Here is a 17376-nt window from a genome sequence, read left to right on the forward strand (position 1 = left end):
CGCTTCCGCTCCCTGCGTTGTGCTCGTACGACGTGCTGGTGGCGCCGGGCTCCGGAGCCCGGTACCGGGCCCGGACCCGCCGTTCAGGACCGCCACGCCTCGATCGGGTTGCCCAGCCAGCGGGTGTCGGCGGGAACGGATTCCCCGGCCATCACGAGGGAGGCGGGACCCAGTGTGCTGCGGGCCCCGACCGTGCTCCCGGGCAGGACGATTCCGCCCGGGCCCAAGGTGGCGCCCTCACGCAGGACCACAGTATCCGTCCTCAAGATCCGGTCGTGGAAGAGGTGCGTCTGCAACACGCAGCCCCGGTTCACGCTGACCGCGTCGCCCAGCGTGACCAGGTCGGTCTCGGGCAGCCAGTAGCTCTCGCACCACACGCCCCGGCCGATCCGGGCACCGAGCGCGCGCAGCCACAGGGACAGCACCGGCGTGCCGGGCACCGAACCGACCAGCCAGGGCACGGCCAGCACCTCGACGAAGGTGTCGGCCAGTTCGTTGCGCCACACGAAGCCGCTCCACAGCGGGTGCTCGCCCGTCCGGTGCCGGCCGACCAGCAGCCATTTCGCGGCCGCCGCGACCGCGCACGCGGCCGCCCCGGCGGTGAGCAGGACCGCTCCGGACAGCAGGGCCGTCGCCCCCGCGCCGGGCCCGTCCGTCCCGGCCAGTGCGCAGAACGCCGCCACGGTGAGGACGCCCAGTGCGGCCGAGCAGAACACCGGGACGAGCCGGCACAGCTCGACCAGCCCGCGCGCCCACAGCAGCCGCGCGGGCGGATCGTAGGTCCGGCTCTGGTCGGAGTCGGCGGTGGACCGCGGCAGCCGGACCGGCGGCAGGCCCAGGTAGGAGCTGCCCTTCTTGGCCTTCTTCGGGGTGGCGGACAGGACGCCGACGAGCCCGTCGTCGGGCACGGAGCGGCCCGGCGCGGTCATGCCGGAGTTGCCGAGGAAGGCCCGGCGGCCGATCTCGGAGTGGCCGATCCGCAGCCAGCCGCCGCCCAGCTCGTAGGGGGCGGTCAGGGTGTCGTCGGCGAGGAAGGCGCCCTCGCCGACGGTGGTCAGGCTCGGCAGCGCGAGGACGGTGGACACCTCGGCGCCCCGGCCGATCTTCATGCCGAGCAGCCGCAGCCACACCGGGGTGATCAGCCCGGCGTACAGGGGGAAGAGGGTCTCCCGGGAGAGGTCCATGAGCTGGGTGACCGTCCAGGCCTGCCAGCCGATCCTGCTGTGCGTGGGATGGACGCCCGTGCGCAGTCCGAGGCTGAGGAGGCGTACGGAGACCAGGATCAGGGCCGCGTACGCGAACCCGAAGGCGAGCGCACCCGGCACCACGGCGAGCAGTGCTCCGGCCAGGGCCCGGCCGAGCCCGGCGTCGGCGGGCACGAACCGGCCGGCCACGAGGAGGGCGGGCAGGGCCGCGAGCACGGGCAGGGAGGTGAGGCAGAAGCCGGCCGCCCCGTAGGCGGCGCGCCAGGGCAGGCCGCGCGGCGGGCGTTCCTTGGGCCAGTTCCGCTTGGCCTTGCCGAGTTTCCCGGCGGGGGCTCCGGCCCAGCGCTGGCCGGTCGGGATCTGGCCGACCACGGCGGAGCCGGGGGCCACCTCGGCCCGCTTGCCGACCCGGGCACCGGGGAAGAGGATGCTGCGGGTGCCGACGACGGCGCCCGCGCCCACCTTGACGGCGCCGATCTCCAGCCGGTCCCCGTCCAGCCAGTGGCCGGAGAGGTCCACCTCGGACTCCACGGCGCAGCCGCGGCCGAGTTTGAGCATGCCCGTGACGGGCGGCAGAGAGTGCAGGTCCACCTCGGGGCCGATCTTGGCGCCCAGGGCGCGCGCGTAGCGCTCCAGCCAGGAGCCCGTGAGCGAGGTCGCGCCGGAGCATTCGGCGAGCCGCTCGGCCGTCCACAGCCGCAGGTGAACGTTTCCGCCGCGCGGGTGGCGCCCCGCCTTCACCCCGCGCAGCAGCAGCCGGGCGCCGCCGGCCGCGATCGCGAGCCGGCCGGGCGGGCTGAAGAGCAGTGCGGCGCCCGCGGCGACGAGCCACCAGGAGGCGGCCGGCGCCCACGGGTAGGCCCCGAACCAGTGCAGTACGTTGCCGAGGGCCAGCACGGCCACCGTCCAGCGCAGGCCGACCAGGGTGAACAGCGGAAGCAGCAGCAGGGTCTGGACGACCTTGGTCCGCAGCGGCACGGGCGCGATGGTGCGGACCGCGCCGTCGTCCTGCGCGGACTTCTCCAGGTGCCGGGCCAGCTTGCGCAGGGTGGGCTGCTGGTAGATGTCGAGGACGGCCGCGCTCGGATAGCGGGTGCGCAGCCGGGTGGTGAGCTGGGCGGCGGCGAGACTGCTGCCGCCGATCGCGAAGAAGTCGTCGGCGGCGCCGGTGACGGCCACGCCCAGGGTCTCGCTCCACTGCTCGGCGAGCCAGGCCTCGGTCCCGTAGAGCTGCTCGGTGGGTCCGCTGGTCTCCAGTTCCGGGAGCGGCCAGGGCAGTGCGTTGCGGTCGACCTTGCCGGAGGTGCGGGTGGGCAGTTCCCCGACCGGTGCGAGCAGCGGTACGAGGGCTGCGGGCAGCTCGGAGCGGAGCCGGGTCACGGCGGCCGCGTGGTCCCAGCCGTCCTGGGTGACCAGGTAGCCGACGAGGAGCTGGTTGCCGCTGCGGGCCGTGCGGACGGCGGCGGCCGCGCCGGCGACCCCGGGCAGGGCCTGGAGGGCGGCGTCCACCTCGCCCAGTTCGATCCGGCGGCCGCCGAGCTTGATCTGCTCGTCGCCGCGGCCCAGGAAGACCAGGCCCTCGGGCTCCGCGCGGACCAGGTCGCCGCTGCGGTAGGCGCGCTCCCAGCCGAGGGATTCCAGCGGGGCGTACTTCTCGGCGTCCTTCGCGGGGTCGAGGTAGCGGGCCAGGCCGACGCCGCCGATGACGAGCTGGCCGCTGCCGCCCATGGGCACCGGTTCGCCGGATTCGTCGACGACGGCCAGTTCCCAGCCGTTCAGCGGGAGGCCGATGCGGATCGGTTCCTCGCCGGTCAGCAGGGAGGCGCAGGCGACGACGGTGGCTTCGGTGGGGCCGTAGGTGTTCCAGACCTCGCGGCCCTCGGTGACCAGCCGCTGGGTGAGTTCGGGCGGGCAGGCCTCGCCGCCGAAGATGAGCAGCCGGACCTCGTTGAGGGTCTCGGGCTCCCACAGCGCGGCCAGGGTCGGCACCGTGGAGACGACGGTGATCTCCTGCTCGGCCAGCCAGGGGCCGAGGTCGGCGCCGCTGCGCACCTGGGAGCGGGGCACGGGTACGAGGCAGGCCCCGTAGCGCCAGGCCAGCCACATCTCCTCGCAGGAGGCGTCGAAGGCCACGGACAGTCCGGCCATGACCCGGTCGCCGGGGCCGATCGGCTCCTCGGTGAGGAACAGCGCGGCTTCGGCGTCCACGAAGGCGGCGGCGCTGCGGTGGCTGACGGCCACGCCCTTGGGCTTGCCGGTGGAGCCGGAGGTGAAGATGATCCACGCGTCGTGTTCGGGGCCGGGGCGGGCGGCCGGGGCGCCTGCGGGGGCGGCGTCCTTGCCCGGGTCGGCGACCTCGATCCGCTGGTCGGCGCCCAGCACGGCCCGTACTCCGGCCTCGCCGAAGACCAGGTCGGCCCGCTCGTCCGGGTCCTCGGCGTCCACGGGGACGTAGGCGGCGCCCGCCGCGAGGACGGCCAGGATGCCGGCGTACAGCTCGTTGGTCCCGGACGGGACCCGTACGCCGACCCGGTCGCCGAGGCCCACTCCGGCGGCCGCGAGGGCCCGGCGCCGGCGCTCCACCTCGGCGGCGAGGGCCCGGTAGGTCAGCCGGACGGCTCCGTCGTCCAGGGCGAGCTCGTCGGGGTGGGCCCGTACGGAGGCCTCGAAGACGTCGATCAGGGTGCGCGCCGGGGCGGCGGGTCCGGCGGAGAACCGGGCCGATTTGCCGGACTCCCCGGGTCCGTCTGCGGCGTCGGACGGGTGTCCTTCGCCGGGGACGCACGCGTGTCCTTCGCCGGCGTCGGACGCGTGCCCTTCGCCGAGCCCGGTCCCGTCGTCGAGCAGAGTGACTTCACCGTGCTCTGGTGTGGCTGCCATCGGCCCTCGCGTCGTGTTCCCGGAAGCCTCCGGGGCGCCGGGCGGAGCCCGGGTCTGCCCAGGTTGTTCCGGTCCAGCGCCAAACAACCCGCCAGTCTAGTGCGACATCAAGGATTTTCTGTTTCAAGCCTTGCGCATGGCCGGTAAGGGGCGGTAAAAGGCAGCGGGGGGGGGGGGGGGGGGGCGCCCCCCGCGGGGGGGGGGGGGGGGGGGGGGGGGGGGGGGCGGGGGGCGGGGGGGGGCCCCCCCCCCCCCCCCCCCCCCCCCCCCCCCCCCCCCCCCCCGCCCCCGCGCCCTGTGAGGGGGAGCCGGGGTCAGCGGCTCGCGAGGAGTTCGAGCGTGTCGATGACCCGGTTCGAGAAGCCCCACTCGTTGTCGTACCAGGCCACCACCTTGATGTGGCGACCTTCGACGCGGGTGAGCTGCGAGTCGAAGATGGAGGAGGCCGGGTTGCCCGTGATGTCGGAGGAGACCAGCGGGTCGTCCGAGTACTCCAGCACGCCGGCGAGCGGCCCTTCGGCGGCGGCGCGGTAGGCGGCCAGGACGTCCTCGCGGGTCACGTCGCGGGCGACGGTGGTGTTCAGCTCGACGATCGAACCGACCGGAACGGGGACGCGGATCGAGTCGCCGGACAGCTTGCCGTCCAGGTTCGGCAGGACCAGGCCGATGGCCTTGGCGGCGCCCGTCGTGGTCGGCACGATGTTCACGGCGGCGGCGCGGGCGCGGCGGGGGTCGCGGTGCGGACCGTCCTGGAGGTTCTGCTCCTGCGTGTAGGCGTGCACGGTGGTCATGAACCCGTGCTCGATGCCCGCGAGTTCGTCCAGTACGGCGGCCAGCGGCGCGAGCGCGTTGGTCGTGCACGAGGCGTTGGAGACGATGGTGTGCAGCGCCGGGTCGTAGGAGTCGCTGTTCACGCCGAACGCGAGGGTGATGTCGGCCCCGTCCGCCGGTGCGCTGACGAGCACCTTCTTGGCTCCGGCGTCGATGTGCGCGCTCGCGGCCTTGGCGGTGGCGAAGCGGCCGGTCGCCTCCAGCACGATGTCCACGCCGAGCTCGGCCCAGGGCAGCTGCGAGGGCTCGCGCTCGGCCAGCACCTTGATGCGGCGGCCGTCGACGACGAGGACGTCCCCGTCCACGGTCACCGGGCGGCCGAGCCGGCCCGAGGTGGTGTCGTACGCGAGCAGCCGCGCGAGGGTGGCGGGCTCGGTGAGGTCGTTGACGGCGACGACCTCGAGCTTGCTGTCGCGTTCGAGCAGTGCGCGGAGCACGTTGCGTCCGATGCGGCCGAATCCGTTGATGGCGATGCGAGTCATGGTGTCTCCCTGTTCCCTGTCCCTTGGGTTCACCACCAGGTTCGCCTCCGCGGCGGGTCCGCGACAGCGGCGCGATCGCCACGGTCCGCAAGGATCGCGCCACGCGGCGGCTGATCCGGGCTCACTCGCCCCGGGCGAAGGTGCGGCGGTACTCGCTCGGGGTGGTCCGCAGGATGTGCTGGAAGTGCAGGCGGAGGTTGGCGCCGGTGCCGAGGCCCACGTCCGCGGCGATCTGCTCCACGCTGCGCTCCGAACGCTCCAGGAGCTCGCGGGCCACGTCGATGCGGGCGCGCATCACCCACTGCATCGGCGTGTAGCCGGTGTCCTCGGCGAAGCGGCGCGAGAACGTGCGCGGGGACACCGCCGCGTGCCGGGCGAGGGTTTCCAGGGTGAGGGGTTCGCCGAGCCGGTGCAGCGCCCACTCGCGGGTGGCGGCGAAGCGCGGGCCGAGCGGTTCGGGCACGCTGCGCTGGACGTACTGCGCCTGGCCGCCGCTGCGGTAGGGGGCCGCGACCAGCCGGCGGGCGGTGTGGTTGGACGCGGCGACTCCGAGGTCGCTGCGCAGGACGTGCAGGCACAGGTCGATGCCGGAGGCGGCTCCGGCCGAGGTAAGCACGGAGCCCTCGTCGACGAACAGGACGTTCTCGTCGACGCGGACCAGGGGCCACTTCGCCGCGAGCGCCCGGGTGTAGTGCCAGTGCGTGGTGGCGCGCTTGCCGTCGAGCAGGCCCGTGGCGGCGAGTGCGAAGGCTCCCGTGGAGATGGCCGCGAGCCGGGCTCCCCGTTCGTGGGCGGCGATCAGCGCGTCGACGACGGCCCGCGGCGGGTCCTCGCGGTCGGGGAAGCGGTAGCCGGGGACGAAGACGGTGTCGGCCCAGGCGAGGGCTTCGAGGCCGTGGGCGACGGAGTAGGAGAGGCCGTCACCGCCGGTCACGAGTCCCGGGGCGGCGCCGCAGACCCGGACCTCGTAGGGCATGCTCGCGCGGGTCGTGAACACCTGGGCGGGGATGCCGACGTCGAGGGGTTTCGCCCCTTCGAGGACGAGTACGGCGACGTGGTGGGGGCGGGGAGCTGGCACCGCGACATGCTTCCGAAGGGGCGGGAGGCTTGTCAAGCTTCAAGGTTAGTAAACCTTCCGATTGAGATAACCACCTATCAGTTGGTCCAGACCTGTTGACGGCGGTCCTTCCGGAGGATTAGGTTCCCGGCCACGGAGCGCACACGAAGCGGATACGACGTCAACTGCCCACGCCCGCCCGGCCGCAGGCCCCCCACCCACGGGCCCGCCGCCCGTCCCCACACGCCCCCGGCGGGCCGCACGCCCAGGCTTCGCGCTCCATGCCGTCCCCCCATTCCCACTGGAGGCACTTCCTTGCGTACCCCTACCCGAACCCGTACGCGGCTGGCCTGCGGCCTCGGCGCGACGCTGCTCGGCGCCGCCGCGGTGCTGACCTCCCCCGGGGCCGCCTTCGGCGCCAACATCCTCTCGAACGGCGACTTCGAGTCCGGCACCACGGCCGGCTGGTCCTGTTCCGGCGGGCTGGGCTCCGTGGTCGCCTCGCCGGTGCACGGCGGGAGCAAGGCGCTGGCCGCCGCGGCCAGCGCGAGCGACAACGCCAAGTGCGTGCAGACCGTCGCCGTCCAGCCCAACACCAGCTACACGCTCTCCGCCTGGGTCCGCGGCAGCTACGTCTACCTCGGGGTCACCGGCGGCACCTCCACCTGGACCCCCTCGGCGTCCGCGTACACCAAGCTGACCGTCGCCTTCACCACCGGCGCCTCCCAGACGAGCGCCGAGGTCTACCTCAACGGCTGGTACGGACAGGGCACTTACTACGCCGACGACATCACCCTGGACGGCCCGGGCGGCAGCGCCGACACCCAGGCGCCCACCGTGCCCGGCAGCCTCACCGCCACCGGCAAGACCTCCACCACCGCCTCCCTGAGCTGGACCGCCTCCACCGACAACGTGGGCGTGAGCGGCTACGACGTCTACCAGGGCGCCACCAAGGTCGCGACCTCCGCCACCACCGGCGCGACCGTCAGCGGCCTGACCCCCAGCAGCGCCTACGCCTTCACCGTGCGGGCCCGCGACGCCGCGGGGAACACCTCGGCGGCCTCGAACACCGTCAACGTCACCACCGACACCGGGACCACGCCGCCGACCGGCTTCAAGCAGGCCGCGCCGTACCTCTACCTCGGCTGGGGCAACCCGCCGAGCCCGACCACGGTGATGAACGCGACCGGCACCAAGTGGTTCACCATGGCGTTCATCCTCTCCTCCGGCGGCTGCAACGCGTCCTGGGACGGACAGCGCCCGCTGACCGGCGGCGTGGACCAGAGCACCATCGCCTCGATCCGCGCGGCGGGCGGCGACATCGTCCCCTCCATCGGCGGCTGGCAGGGCAACAAGCTCGGCCCCAACTGCTCCAGCGCCGAGGCTCTGGCGGGGGCCTACCAGCAGGTCATCTCCGCGTACGGCCTCAAGGCCATCGACGTGGACATCGAGAACACCGACGAGTTCGAGAACGCCGTGGTCCAGGACCGCATCCTCGGCGCGCTCAAGATCGTCAAGCAGAACAACCCCGGCCTGAAGACCATCCTGACCTTCGGCACCGCCACCACCGGCCCGACCAGCTGGGGCAACCGCCTGATCGAGCAGTCCAAGGCGCTGAACGCCGGCATCGACGTCTTCACGATCATGCCCTTCGACTTCGGCAACGCCTCGACGGACATGTACGCCAGCACCGTCAGCGCCACCGAGGGCCTCAAGGCCAAGCTGAAGTCCGTCTACGGCTGGGACGACGCGACCGCGTACTCCCACATCGGCATCTCGGGCATGAACGGCCTCAGCGACACCCAGGAGACCACCACCGTCCAGAACTGGACCGACATCCGCAACTGGGCCAACTCCCACCACATCGCGCGCCTCGCCTTCTGGTCGGTGAACCGCGACCGCGGCTGCCCCGGCGGCGGCCTGCAGGAGACCTGCTCCGGCATCGCCCAGAGCGACTGGCAGTTCACCTCCATCACGGCCGGCTTCACCGGCTGATCCACCGCCTCGCGGCAGCGGGGGCCGTCGCGGTCGTCCGCGGCGGCCCCCGCTGTGCGTTCGGGGCCGGAAACCGGTCGGCGTCAGGAACCGGCCGGGATCAGGGACCGGCCGGGGTCAAGGACCGGCCGGGGTCAGGGACCGGCCGGGGTCAGGGACCGGCCGGGGTCAGGAACCGGCCGGCGTCTGCCCTTCGGCGCCGGCCCGGACCCGGGCCCGTACGACCTCCGGATACTTCTCGGTGAAGCGCACGGCTCCGATGATGGTGAGGACCTGGATGATCCAGCCGGTCCACATGTTGTCCGGGTCGCGCAGCACGAGGTCCCCGTACGCCCCGACGAGCGCGTTGATCAGGAAGGCCAGTCCCCAGACCCCGGTGATCAGGTAGTTCGTCCGCTTGAAGACGGGCGAGTCCCAGAACTTCCGGTCCACCTGCTCCCGGGCGTACTGCAGGGTGAACGGCACCCCGGCCAGGATGGAGCCGAGGGCGATGAGGAAGAGGGCGATGTTCGAGATCTCGCCCGCGTAGGTCTCCAGCCAGCGGCGCGTGCCGGCACTGGCGAAGGCCCCGACCACCGTCAGGATCGCGAAGAACACGACGTCGGCGAGTTCCAGGATCTTCAGGGAGGATCCTGGGCGGGCCATCCTGCTGCCGACGACGAGGCAGACGGAGATGGCCAGGGCCAGCCCCACCGCCCATTCGAAGCGTCCGGGCCCCACCACGAAGGCGAAGACGATCCAGGGGGACAGCCCGACGAAGGGGCTCTCCAGGAACTGCGCCGCCTTGTTCGTGCCGTGGGCGCCAGCCGTGTGTGCCATGGGTCAGCCCTTCCTGCAGCGGCCGTTGTCCTCTCCCCTCCCCCCTCCCAACGTACGCCGCGGTCCCGGACCGCACCTGCCGCGGGCGGGTGCCATCGCCGGAGCCCTGTCAAGTAACGAATAGCCGGGTCTACGGCCCCGCGCCGCCTCCGGGCACGGTGGAGAGCGACCGTCCTGCACACCGCAGGAACCGTGCGCCACCCGGACCGGAGGCAGACCCGCCATGACTGACATCGCCATCATCGGAACCGGCTGCCGCCTTCCCGGCGCCCCCGGCGTCACTGACGCCCCCGACGTCACCGACGTCACCGGCCACTGGAACCTCCTGCTCTGCGGGGCACGGCAGTGCGGCGCCGTGCCCGGGGAACGCCGGAACCACGAGACCGTCCACGCCCCCGGCGACCGGCCGTTCCACCTGGGCGGTCCCGGCTTCGCCGTCGGCGCCGCGTGCTGCGGCTCGCTGGTCGCCCTCGACCGGGCGATGGCCCGGCTGCGCCGGGGCACCTGCCGCATCGCCCTCGTCGTCGGCGGCGTCCACCTCGACCTCACCCCCGACGGCCTGGCCGGGTTCTCCGGGCTCCGCGCCCTGTCCCGCAGCGGGGTGTGCCGCCCCTTCGACGCGGAGGCCGACGGGTTCGTCCTCGGCCAGGGCGCCGGTGTCGTCGTGCTGCGGCCGCTCGCCGACGCCCTCGCCGCCGGCGACCGCGTCCACGCGGAGATCAAGGGCATCGGCTCGGCCGACGACGGCGCCTCCCCCGGCCCCCTGGTCCCCACCGCCGAAGGCCGGGGCCGGCTGCGCGCCGTGCGGCGGGCCTACGAGGACGCCGCCGCGGGCCTGCGGTTCTCCGACACCGCACGGCCCTTTCCGGGCGGCGGCGCTCCGCGACGTGCCGCCTCCGGCTCGTTCGGGTCCGGCGGAGCCACCGACCACGTGGTGCTGGAGGAGCGCCCCGAACCGGTCCGTGCCCGGCCTCGGCACCGCGCGGCGGACACCGGAAGCGCCGGAGGCGCCGAAAGCACCGGGAGCACCGGTGACGCCGGGCCCCAGCTCCTCTTCCTCTCGGCCGGCGACCCCGAGCAGCTGGACCAGCACATCGGCGAGGTTCTCGACGTACTCGACGCGGCGGACCGTACGCCGCTGGCGGCCCTGGCCCACACCCTAGGCTCGCGGCCGCCGCTCCCGGCCCGGCTCGCGATCGTGGCCACCGGTACGGAGGCCTTCGTCGAGCGGCTGCGCCACGCCCGCGAGCAGCTCCTCGCCGGAGCGCGCGGCGACCTCGGCGACGGGGCCTTCGCCGCCGATGCCCCACTGCCGGCCGCGCGGCGCCGTACCGCCTTCCTCTTCCCCGGTCAGGGCAGTCAGCAGCCGGGCATGATGCGGGACCTCTACGCGAGGTTCCCCGCCTACCGCTCCGCCGTCTGCGTCCTGAGCGCCGTGGCCCGGTCCGGCCTCGGCTTCGACCTGGCCGACCTGCTGTACGGCGAGGCCTCCGTGCCCCGGGCCGACCTGGCCGGCCGGGCCTTCCCCGTGGACAACGGGGAGCTCGGGCGCAGGCTCGCCGCCACCGAGGTGTGCCAGCCGCTGCTCGGCACCGTCCAGATCGCCGCCACCCGGGTCCTCGCCGACTGCGGGGTCACCCCCGGCCTCGCCCTCGGCCACAGCGCCGGGGAGTTCGCGGCCGCCGCCGCGGCCGGGGCGCTCACCCCCGTGGACGCCGTACGGCTGCTGGTGCACCGGGGTGCGGCCCTGCGGCGGGCCGGGACCGGGCTCCGTGGCGGGATGCTGGCGGTGCAGACCGACAAGGAGACCTGCCGCCGGCTCGCCGACGGCATCGACGACGTGTGGCTCGCCTGCTTCAACCAGCCCCGGCAAATCGTGGTCAGCGGCACCCCGGAGGGTCTCGCCGCCCTGCGCGAGGCCTGCGCCGGTGCCGGGATCGTCACGGCGGCCCTCGACGTGTCCAACGCCTTCCACTCCCCTCGGCTGGCCCGCGCCGAGGAGGTCATGCGCGCGGACCTCGCCACCCGCCGCATCGGAGCCCCCGCCGTCCCGTTCGTCTCCTCCGTGAACGCGGAGGTCTGCGCCGACCCCGAGCAACTGCGCGCCCTGTGGGCCCGGCACGCGTCCGCGCCGGTCCGCTTCGACGAGGCCGTCCGCACCGCCTACGACCAGGGGGCCCGCGTCTTCCTCCAGGTGGGCGGCGGGAGCGCGCTCCTCACCTCGGTCCGGCGCAACCTCGCCGGCCGCGGCGACGTCCAGGTCGTCCCCGTCACCGGGGAGGTGCCGGACGACGGACGCACCTTCGTCCTGGCACTCGCCCGGCTCGCCGTCCTGGGCGCCCCGGTCGACCCGCGCGCACTGATCGCCGAGGGCGACCGCCGGCTGCTGGACCTCGGCCGTGGCCGCGCCGGCGACGGCTGAGGCCCGGGCCACCTGACCCGCCCCCGGCCGCTGCCTTCACGTACCCGGCCGGCTCCCCGCCGATCGCACCGGGTCGCGTCCCACCGCCGAGGGGGGCGCCGTCCTCCTCGTGGCCCGCCGGGGCGGTCTCGCCCCGACCCCGGCCCTCTCCCCGCGTTGGTGCTCCTTGCCGCGCCGGACGATGCTTGTCAGTGGAGCCCCTGGCCAGCGAAGGCGAGATGAGCGGCGATGGAGCAACTTCCCACCCCTCCCGGTGAGCGGCCCGCCCGGACCACGCACGCCTCCCCCCGGACGGCGCACACGGCCACGGCCACGGCGACCGTCAGCGAACAGGGCATCGTGACCGGGTGGAGCGAGGAGGCCCGCCGGCTGCTCGGCTACGCGCCCGCGGAGGTCGTGGGGCGGCCCGCCGCGGAGCTGCTCGCGGACCGGCCCGACGGGTCCGGGCGGGCGGAGGGACCGGAGCAAGCGGAACCGTCGCCGGGATCCGGCGGTACGGGCCCTGCGGCGCGGCCGCTCGCACCCGGGCAGGAGCGGTGGAGCGGCACCGTCGCGCTGCGCCACCGGGACGGCCGGCGGCTGGAGGCCGTCCTCCTCGCGCACCGCAGGCCGGCCGCCGACGGGGCGGCCGAATGGTTCGTGATGTCCGCCGCGGACGGGGAGCCCGAGGCCCCCTGGGACGGGGCCCTGGGCGACTGGGCCTTCGACCGGTCCCCCTGCGTCCTGGCGGTCTTCGACGAGGACCTGCGGCTGGTGCGGGCGAACGCGGGCATGCGGCGCGCGCTCTCCCTCAAGGAGGCCCAGATGCGCGGGCTGCGCCTGTCGGAGATCGCCCCCGACGCGGTGAGCGAGGAGACCGAGCGGGGGATGCGCCGGGTGCTGGAGACCGGCGATCCGCAGTCCGTGGACGGGCTCGTCCGGCCGCCCGGCGGGGGCGCGGCGCCCGGCTGGGCGACCTCGCTGGCCCCCGTACCGGGTCCGGACGGCCGGGTGCGGGCCGTGTTCCTGACCGCGCACGAAAAGGCCGCGGCCGACACCGCCCCGCGGGCGGCGCTCCCGCCGACCCTCGCCGGGGCCCGCATCATCACCGCCGCCCCGGACAGTGCCCACACCGCGCAGGAACTGGCCGACGCGGCCGTCCCCCGGCTCGCCGACTTCGCGATCGTCGACCTGCTGGAGACCTCCCCGCGCGGCGAGGGCCCGGCCCCCGGTTCCGGGACGGGCGCGGTCTCGGTGTCCCGCAGCGCCGTGCGGTCGGTGCTCGGCGGGAGCCAGGAGTCCCGGTTCGCGGTCGGGGAGACGACCGTCTACCCGGCGCTGTCGCCCCCCGCGGAGTGTCTGGCCGCGGGGCGGGGCGCCGTGTACGGGACCGCCGACCCGGCCGTCGCCCGGTGGGTCGCGCAGGATCCCGCGGCGAGCTGGATCGGTGAGTACGGCACCCATTCGATGATGCTGGTGCCGCTGCGCGACGGCGGCACCACCATCGGCCTGGCCTTCTTCAGCCGTCACCGGAACCGGGAGCCCTTCGACCCGGAGGACCTGCGACTGGCCGAGGAGCTCGCGGCCCGGGCGGCCACCGGCATCCACCGGGCGCGCCGGACCTCCCGGGAACACACCAGCACCATGACGCTGCAGCGCAGCCTGCTCCCCCAGACGCTGCCCGTGCAGTCGGCGCTGGAGATCGCCTCCCGCTATTTGCCGGCCGCCGGCGATGCCGGGGTGGGCGGCGACTGGTTCGACGTGATCCCGCTGTCCGGGGCCCGGGTGGCCCTGGTCGTGGGCGATGTCGTCGGCCACGGCATGCGCGCCTCCGCCACCATGGGCCGGCTGCGCACCGCGGTGCGCACCCTGGCCGACGTGGACCTGCCGCCCGACGAGCTGCTCACCCATCTCGACGACCTGATCCTCCACCTGTCGGCCTCGGAGACGGGCGGGGACGACGCCAGTGGCATCGGCACCACCTGCCTGTACGTGGTGTACGACCCGGTGACCCGCCGGTGCACCGCCGCACGGGCCGGTCATCCGCCGCCCGCCGTGGTCTCCCCCGAGGGCTCCGCGTACCTGCTCGACGTCCCGGCGGGGCCGCCGCTGGGCCTGGGGGGCCTGCCCTTCGAGACCGTCGAGGTGGAGCTTCCCGAGGGCAGTCTCCTCGCGCTCTACACCGACGGCCTCCTCCAGGCCCGTGACCACGACATCGACGAGGCTCTGGACAGCATGCTCGCGGCCCTGATCCTGCCCGCCTCCACCCTGGACACCGTCTGCGACCGGGTGCTGACGGCCCTGCTGACCCACCGTCCCGAGGACGACGTGGCGCTGCTCGTCGCCCGGACCAGGGCCCTGCACACCGACAAGGTCGCCGTCTGGGACCTGCCCTCCGACCCCTCCTTCGTGGCGCAGGCCCGGCGCAACGCCACCGACCAACTGACCGTCTGGGGGCTCGACGAGGCCGCCTTCGTCACGGAGCTGGTGGTGAGCGAGCTGGTCACCAACGCCATCCGCTACGGCGAGGCCCCCGTACAGCTCCGGCTGATCCACGAGGGCTCGACGCTGATCTGCGAGGTCTCGGACGCGAGCGGTACGGCCCCGCACATGCGGCGCGCCCGGATCTTCGACGAGGGAGGGCGCGGCCTGCTGCTGGTCGCGCAGCTCACCCAGCGCTGGGGCACCCGGCACACCCTCTTCGGCAAGACCATCTGGGCCGAGCAGTCCCTCGTCGATTTCTAGCGGTCCCGGGACCTTCTCCCCTCCCCTGTGACACGCCCGTGACACAGGACGGACAGGCTCATGAACTCCCACCCACAGGCTCTTTAACACGGACATACATTCACATTCGTGGACATGTCCTCTGCTTTCAAAGGTGCGAGCAGCCGTGATGACCGAGCCGAAGCGGAGGAAGTCCCATGAGCCTCACACTGGTCGCGCCGCACACCGAAGCCGAGACCCCCGCAGCCGTCCTCGCCCCGCGCGAGCAGGAGGCGCTGCGTCACATCGCCGCCGGGTGCACCTACGTACAGACGGCCCGCTCCATGGGACTCTCCAAGCACACGGTCGACGCCTACCTGCGCCGCATCCGCGTCAAGCTGGGCATCAACACCACGGCGGAGATGACCCGCCTGGCCGTCTCGATGGGACTGTGAACACCGGCCGGGCCCAGTCCGGCGGCTCCCTGGGCGGCGTCCCGTCCCCGGGTTCACCGTCCTTCCGGCCCCCGGCCTCCCGATCCCCGTCCCCCGGGCTCCCGGACCGCAGAGCGGTTCGCCGGGCGGGTGCCACGGCCGTGGCCGCACGCAGCGCCGCCACGAATTCCAGGCAGGAGTCGTAACGGTCCTCCGGGACCTTCGCCAGAGCCTTCGCCAGTACCCCGCCGGCCGCCGGCGCGATATCGGGCCGCTTCTCCGTCAGGGGAGGCGGCTTGTCGTATTGGTGCGCCCACAGCAGCGCGGGGGCGTCGTCCCGCACGAAGGGCGGCTCGCCGGCGAGCGACTCGTAGACGACACAGCCGAGGCTGTAGACATCGCACCTGCCGTCGACCGGGCGCCCGGCGATCTGCTCCGGGGCCATGTAGTCGACCGTGCCGACGAACTCGCCCGCCGTGGTGAACCCGGTGAGCGCCAGCGACTTCTTCGTCAGCCCGAAGTCCGTGAGGTAGACGTGCTCCGGGTGCTCGCTGTCGGTGCCCTCGGCGACCAGGATGTTGGCGGGTTTGACGTCCCGGTGCACCAGATCGTGCTCATGGGCCGCGTCGAGCGCCGATGCCACCTGGCCGGCGATGCGCAGCGCGGTCGCGACCGGCAGCGGTCCCTCCCGGTCCAGCAGCATCCGCAGGTCCGGTCCGGCGACGTACCGCATGGCGATGTAGAGGACCCCGTCGGTCTCCCCGGCTTCGAAGACGGGCACGATGTGCGGGTGCTCGATCCTCGCGGCGACGCGGGACTCGTGGGCGAAGCGGCGCCGGAAGACCTCGTCCCGGACGCGTTCCGGGGCGATCAGCTTGAGCGCGACCGTACGGTCCAGGCGCAGGTCCTTCGCCTGGTAGACGACGGCCATGCCGCCCCGGCCGATGATGCGCTCGATCCGGTAACCGGCGATCTGGAGCCCGATCAGGCCGGAGGCGCGGCCCGTATAAAGGCCCCGGTTCGCTGCCGTGCCCATCAGGCGCCTCCCTCGGCCAGTCTAGTCAGCGGTCCACACGCACGCCCGTGGGGCGAGCGCGGTGCTCGCCCCACGGGTGGGTGTCCCGGCCGGGAGGTCCGGACTGTCGGGGAGGTCCGGGCTGTCCGGGAGATCCTGGCTGTCCGGGAGGTCCTGGCTGTCAGTCGTCGTCGCCGCCGGCTCCGCCGTTGCCGCCGCGGCCGCTGCTTTCGCAGCCGACACCGATGCAGATGCCGCCGGTGCCGCCCTTGCCGCCGTTGCCCCCGTCGCCGCCGGGGATCGCGTTGCCGCCGTTGCCTCCGTTGCCGCCGTTGACGCTGCCGCCGCACACTCCGGCGCAGATCCCGCCGTTGCCGCCCTTCGTACCGTTGCCGGAGGGGAGGCCCTGGGTGCCGTTGCCGCCGTTGGCGCTGCCGTTGCAGAGCCCGGCGCAGATTCCGCCGCGGCCCCCGTTGGTGCCGTTGACCGTTCCGTTGCAGTTGCCCGCGCAGACCCGGTCCCCGACCCGGACGCTGCCGTTGCCGACCTTGACCTTGCCGGCGAGCCGGCTCGTGCCCGGTCTGCTGTCACCGCCGTCGAAGCCGCCCCAGCCTCCGGACGCCGGGGCCGTCCGGACGGCCGATGCGGGAGCCGGGGCCGCCATGGCCGCGGGTGCCATCGCACCGGCGCCGACCAACGTCGACGAGATGAGCAGACCGATACGGAACTTCAAGGAATGCACGCGCATGGGATTCTCCTTGCCGATGATGTGGCGAACGATGAACGATGAACGATGAATTACGAATCATGAATGACCAACGGTGAATTGCGGATTCTGACGGAAAAGGACCCGGCCGGCCGGGGGCCGGACGGGCCCGTTCCTCAGGAGGAGAGCGAGGAGAAGGGGGAGTTGCTTCCCATCAGGGCGAGCCAGTCGCCGTCGAGGTAGCTCTTCTTCCAGGAGTCGATCTGCTGTTCCGAGATCTTGTACTTCTTGGCGATCTTCTCCTTGGTCTCGTCGGAGTCGTCGGCCAGCAGGGTCACCACGATGCGCACCTTGTCCACCACCGTCAGCTCCGACTTCGGCTTGTCCGGCAGGTCGTCGAACCGGAAGCAGCCGACCCCGCCGGGCTTGCCGGGCTCACCGGGCTTGCCGGGTTCCCCGCCCTTGCCGCCCTCGCCACCCTTGCCGCCCTCGCCGCCCTCGCCGCCGAGCCCGCAGTGGGCGGGCGATCCGGTCATGACCGAGGAAACGGAGCTTGCGGGGCTGTGGGACTGCGCAGCTTGCGCGGCGCACGCCGTACCGGTGACGAAAGCCAGGGAGGCCGCCGCCAGGATGAGCGGACGCTGCCAGGGGCTCGTGAACATGGGGGTTCTCCGTTTCCGTGAGCACGGGATGTCGCTGATGAGGGATGAAGAAGGGGTGAAGCGGGCGGGGTGGGGGTGGGGGGGGGGGGGGGCGCCCCCCCCCCCCCGCCCGGTGGGGGGGGGGGGTGGACATAGAATATGTATGGCACGCGGGCCCCCGCGCCCCCCCGGGCGCCCCCAAAGCCG

11 protein-coding genes are annotated in these 17376 nt (G+C 73.7%); 4 read left to right on the forward strand and 7 right to left on the reverse strand.

What is annotated here, in order from left to right; all coding sequences use genetic code 11:
- Nucleotides 1-83: 83 nt before the first annotated feature.
- The 3 genes from ACIA8F_RS25115 to ACIA8F_RS25125 all read right to left on the reverse strand — a co-directional run bounded on the left by ACIA8F_RS25115 (nt 84) and on the right by ACIA8F_RS25125 (nt 6476).
- Complete coding sequence (locus ACIA8F_RS25115; protein WP_399381997.1) at nt 84-4085, reverse strand: Pls/PosA family non-ribosomal peptide synthetase; 4002 nt, start codon at nt 4083-4085, stop codon at nt 84-86.
- A 314-nt stretch (nt 4086-4399) separates the two neighbouring features.
- Entirely contained in the window at nt 4400-5398 is a 999-nt protein-coding gene (gene gap / locus ACIA8F_RS25120; RefSeq protein WP_383954724.1) for a type I glyceraldehyde-3-phosphate dehydrogenase, read from the reverse strand.
- Nucleotides 5399-5519: 121 nt separating this feature from the next.
- The gene (locus ACIA8F_RS25125; RefSeq protein WP_399381999.1) at nt 5520-6476 is read right to left on the reverse strand and encodes a GlxA family transcriptional regulator; all 957 of its coding nucleotides are present in this window, start codon (nt 6474-6476) and stop codon (nt 5520-5522) included.
- 294 nt (nt 6477-6770) lie between these two features.
- Between ACIA8F_RS25125 and ACIA8F_RS25130 the strand changes: the two genes are divergently transcribed.
- The gene (locus ACIA8F_RS25130; protein WP_399382001.1) at nt 6771-8450 is read left to right on the forward strand and encodes a carbohydrate binding domain-containing protein; all 1680 of its coding nucleotides are present in this window, start codon (nt 6771-6773) and stop codon (nt 8448-8450) included.
- A 168-nt stretch (nt 8451-8618) separates the two neighbouring features.
- On the opposite strand, the gene ACIA8F_RS25135 is transcribed toward ACIA8F_RS25130, so the two are convergent.
- Nucleotides 8619-9269: a hypothetical protein gene (locus tag ACIA8F_RS25135; RefSeq protein ID WP_399382003.1), complete on the reverse strand. Its 651-nt coding sequence runs from the start codon at nt 9267-9269 to the stop codon at nt 8619-8621.
- A 223-nt stretch (nt 9270-9492) separates the two neighbouring features.
- Between ACIA8F_RS25135 and ACIA8F_RS25140 the strand changes: the two genes are divergently transcribed.
- The 3 genes from ACIA8F_RS25140 to ACIA8F_RS25150 all read left to right on the forward strand — a co-directional run bounded on the left by ACIA8F_RS25140 (nt 9493) and on the right by ACIA8F_RS25150 (nt 14828).
- Nucleotides 9493-11691 carry an acyltransferase domain-containing protein gene (locus ACIA8F_RS25140; protein WP_399382005.1) on the forward strand — a complete coding sequence of 733 codons (2199 nt, stop codon included), beginning with the start codon at nt 9493-9495 and terminating at the stop codon, nt 11689-11691.
- Nucleotides 11692-11919: 228 nt separating this feature from the next.
- On the forward strand, nt 11920-14415 hold the full coding sequence (locus ACIA8F_RS25145; RefSeq protein WP_399382007.1) for a SpoIIE family protein phosphatase: 2496 nt from the start codon (nt 11920-11922) through the stop codon (nt 14413-14415).
- A gap of 176 nt (nt 14416-14591) precedes the next feature.
- Complete coding sequence (locus ACIA8F_RS25150; RefSeq protein ID WP_399382008.1) at nt 14592-14828, forward strand: response regulator transcription factor; 237 nt, start codon at nt 14592-14594, stop codon at nt 14826-14828.
- Here the strand turns inward: ACIA8F_RS25150 and ACIA8F_RS25155 are convergent.
- The 3 genes from ACIA8F_RS25155 to ACIA8F_RS25165 all read right to left on the reverse strand — a co-directional run bounded on the left by ACIA8F_RS25155 (nt 14779) and on the right by ACIA8F_RS25165 (nt 17190).
- A complete protein-coding gene (locus ACIA8F_RS25155; protein WP_399382010.1) occupies nt 14779-15843 on the reverse strand; it encodes a serine/threonine-protein kinase in 1065 nt (354 codons plus the stop codon). The two genes, ACIA8F_RS25150 and ACIA8F_RS25155, sit on opposite strands and share 50 nt — an antisense overlap.
- Nucleotides 15844-16003: 160 nt before the next feature.
- Nucleotides 16004-16570 (reverse strand): hypothetical protein, encoded by a 567-nt coding sequence (locus tag ACIA8F_RS25160; RefSeq protein ID WP_399382012.1) that lies wholly within the window; start codon nt 16568-16570, stop codon nt 16004-16006.
- A 134-nt stretch (nt 16571-16704) separates the two neighbouring features.
- The gene (locus ACIA8F_RS25165; protein ID WP_399382013.1) at nt 16705-17190 is read right to left on the reverse strand and encodes a hypothetical protein; all 486 of its coding nucleotides are present in this window, start codon (nt 17188-17190) and stop codon (nt 16705-16707) included.
- Nucleotides 17191-17376 lie beyond the last annotated feature (186 nt).

The organism is Streptomyces sp. NPDC051563 (genome assembly GCF_044454225.1).
GTDB lineage: Bacteria > Actinomycetota > Actinomycetes > Streptomycetales > Streptomycetaceae > Streptomyces.

Excerpts from the sequence above, each read along its gene's own strand:
- ACIA8F_RS25115 (WP_399381997.1), bottom strand. The coding sequence starts at position 4,085 with ATGGCAGCCACACCAGAGCACGGTGAAGTCACTCTGCTCGACGACGGG.
- gap (WP_383954724.1), bottom strand. The coding sequence starts at position 5,398 with ATGACTCGCATCGCCATCAACGGATTCGGCCGCATCGGACGCAACGTG.
- ACIA8F_RS25135 (WP_399382003.1), bottom strand. The coding sequence starts at position 9,269 with ATGGCACACACGGCTGGCGCCCACGGCACGAACAAGGCGGCGCAGTTC.
- ACIA8F_RS25140 (WP_399382005.1), top strand. The coding sequence starts at position 9,493 with ATGACTGACATCGCCATCATCGGAACCGGCTGCCGCCTTCCCGGCGCC.
- ACIA8F_RS25145 (WP_399382007.1), top strand. The coding sequence starts at position 11,920 with ATGGAGCAACTTCCCACCCCTCCCGGTGAGCGGCCCGCCCGGACCACG.
- ACIA8F_RS25150 (WP_399382008.1), top strand. The coding sequence starts at position 14,592 with ATGAGCCTCACACTGGTCGCGCCGCACACCGAAGCCGAGACCCCCGCA.
- ACIA8F_RS25155 (WP_399382010.1), bottom strand. The coding sequence starts at position 15,843 with ATGGGCACGGCAGCGAACCGGGGCCTTTATACGGGCCGCGCCTCCGGC.
- ACIA8F_RS25160 (WP_399382012.1), bottom strand. The coding sequence starts at position 16,570 with ATGCGCGTGCATTCCTTGAAGTTCCGTATCGGTCTGCTCATCTCGTCG.
- ACIA8F_RS25165 (WP_399382013.1), bottom strand. The coding sequence starts at position 17,190 with ATGTTCACGAGCCCCTGGCAGCGTCCGCTCATCCTGGCGGCGGCCTCC.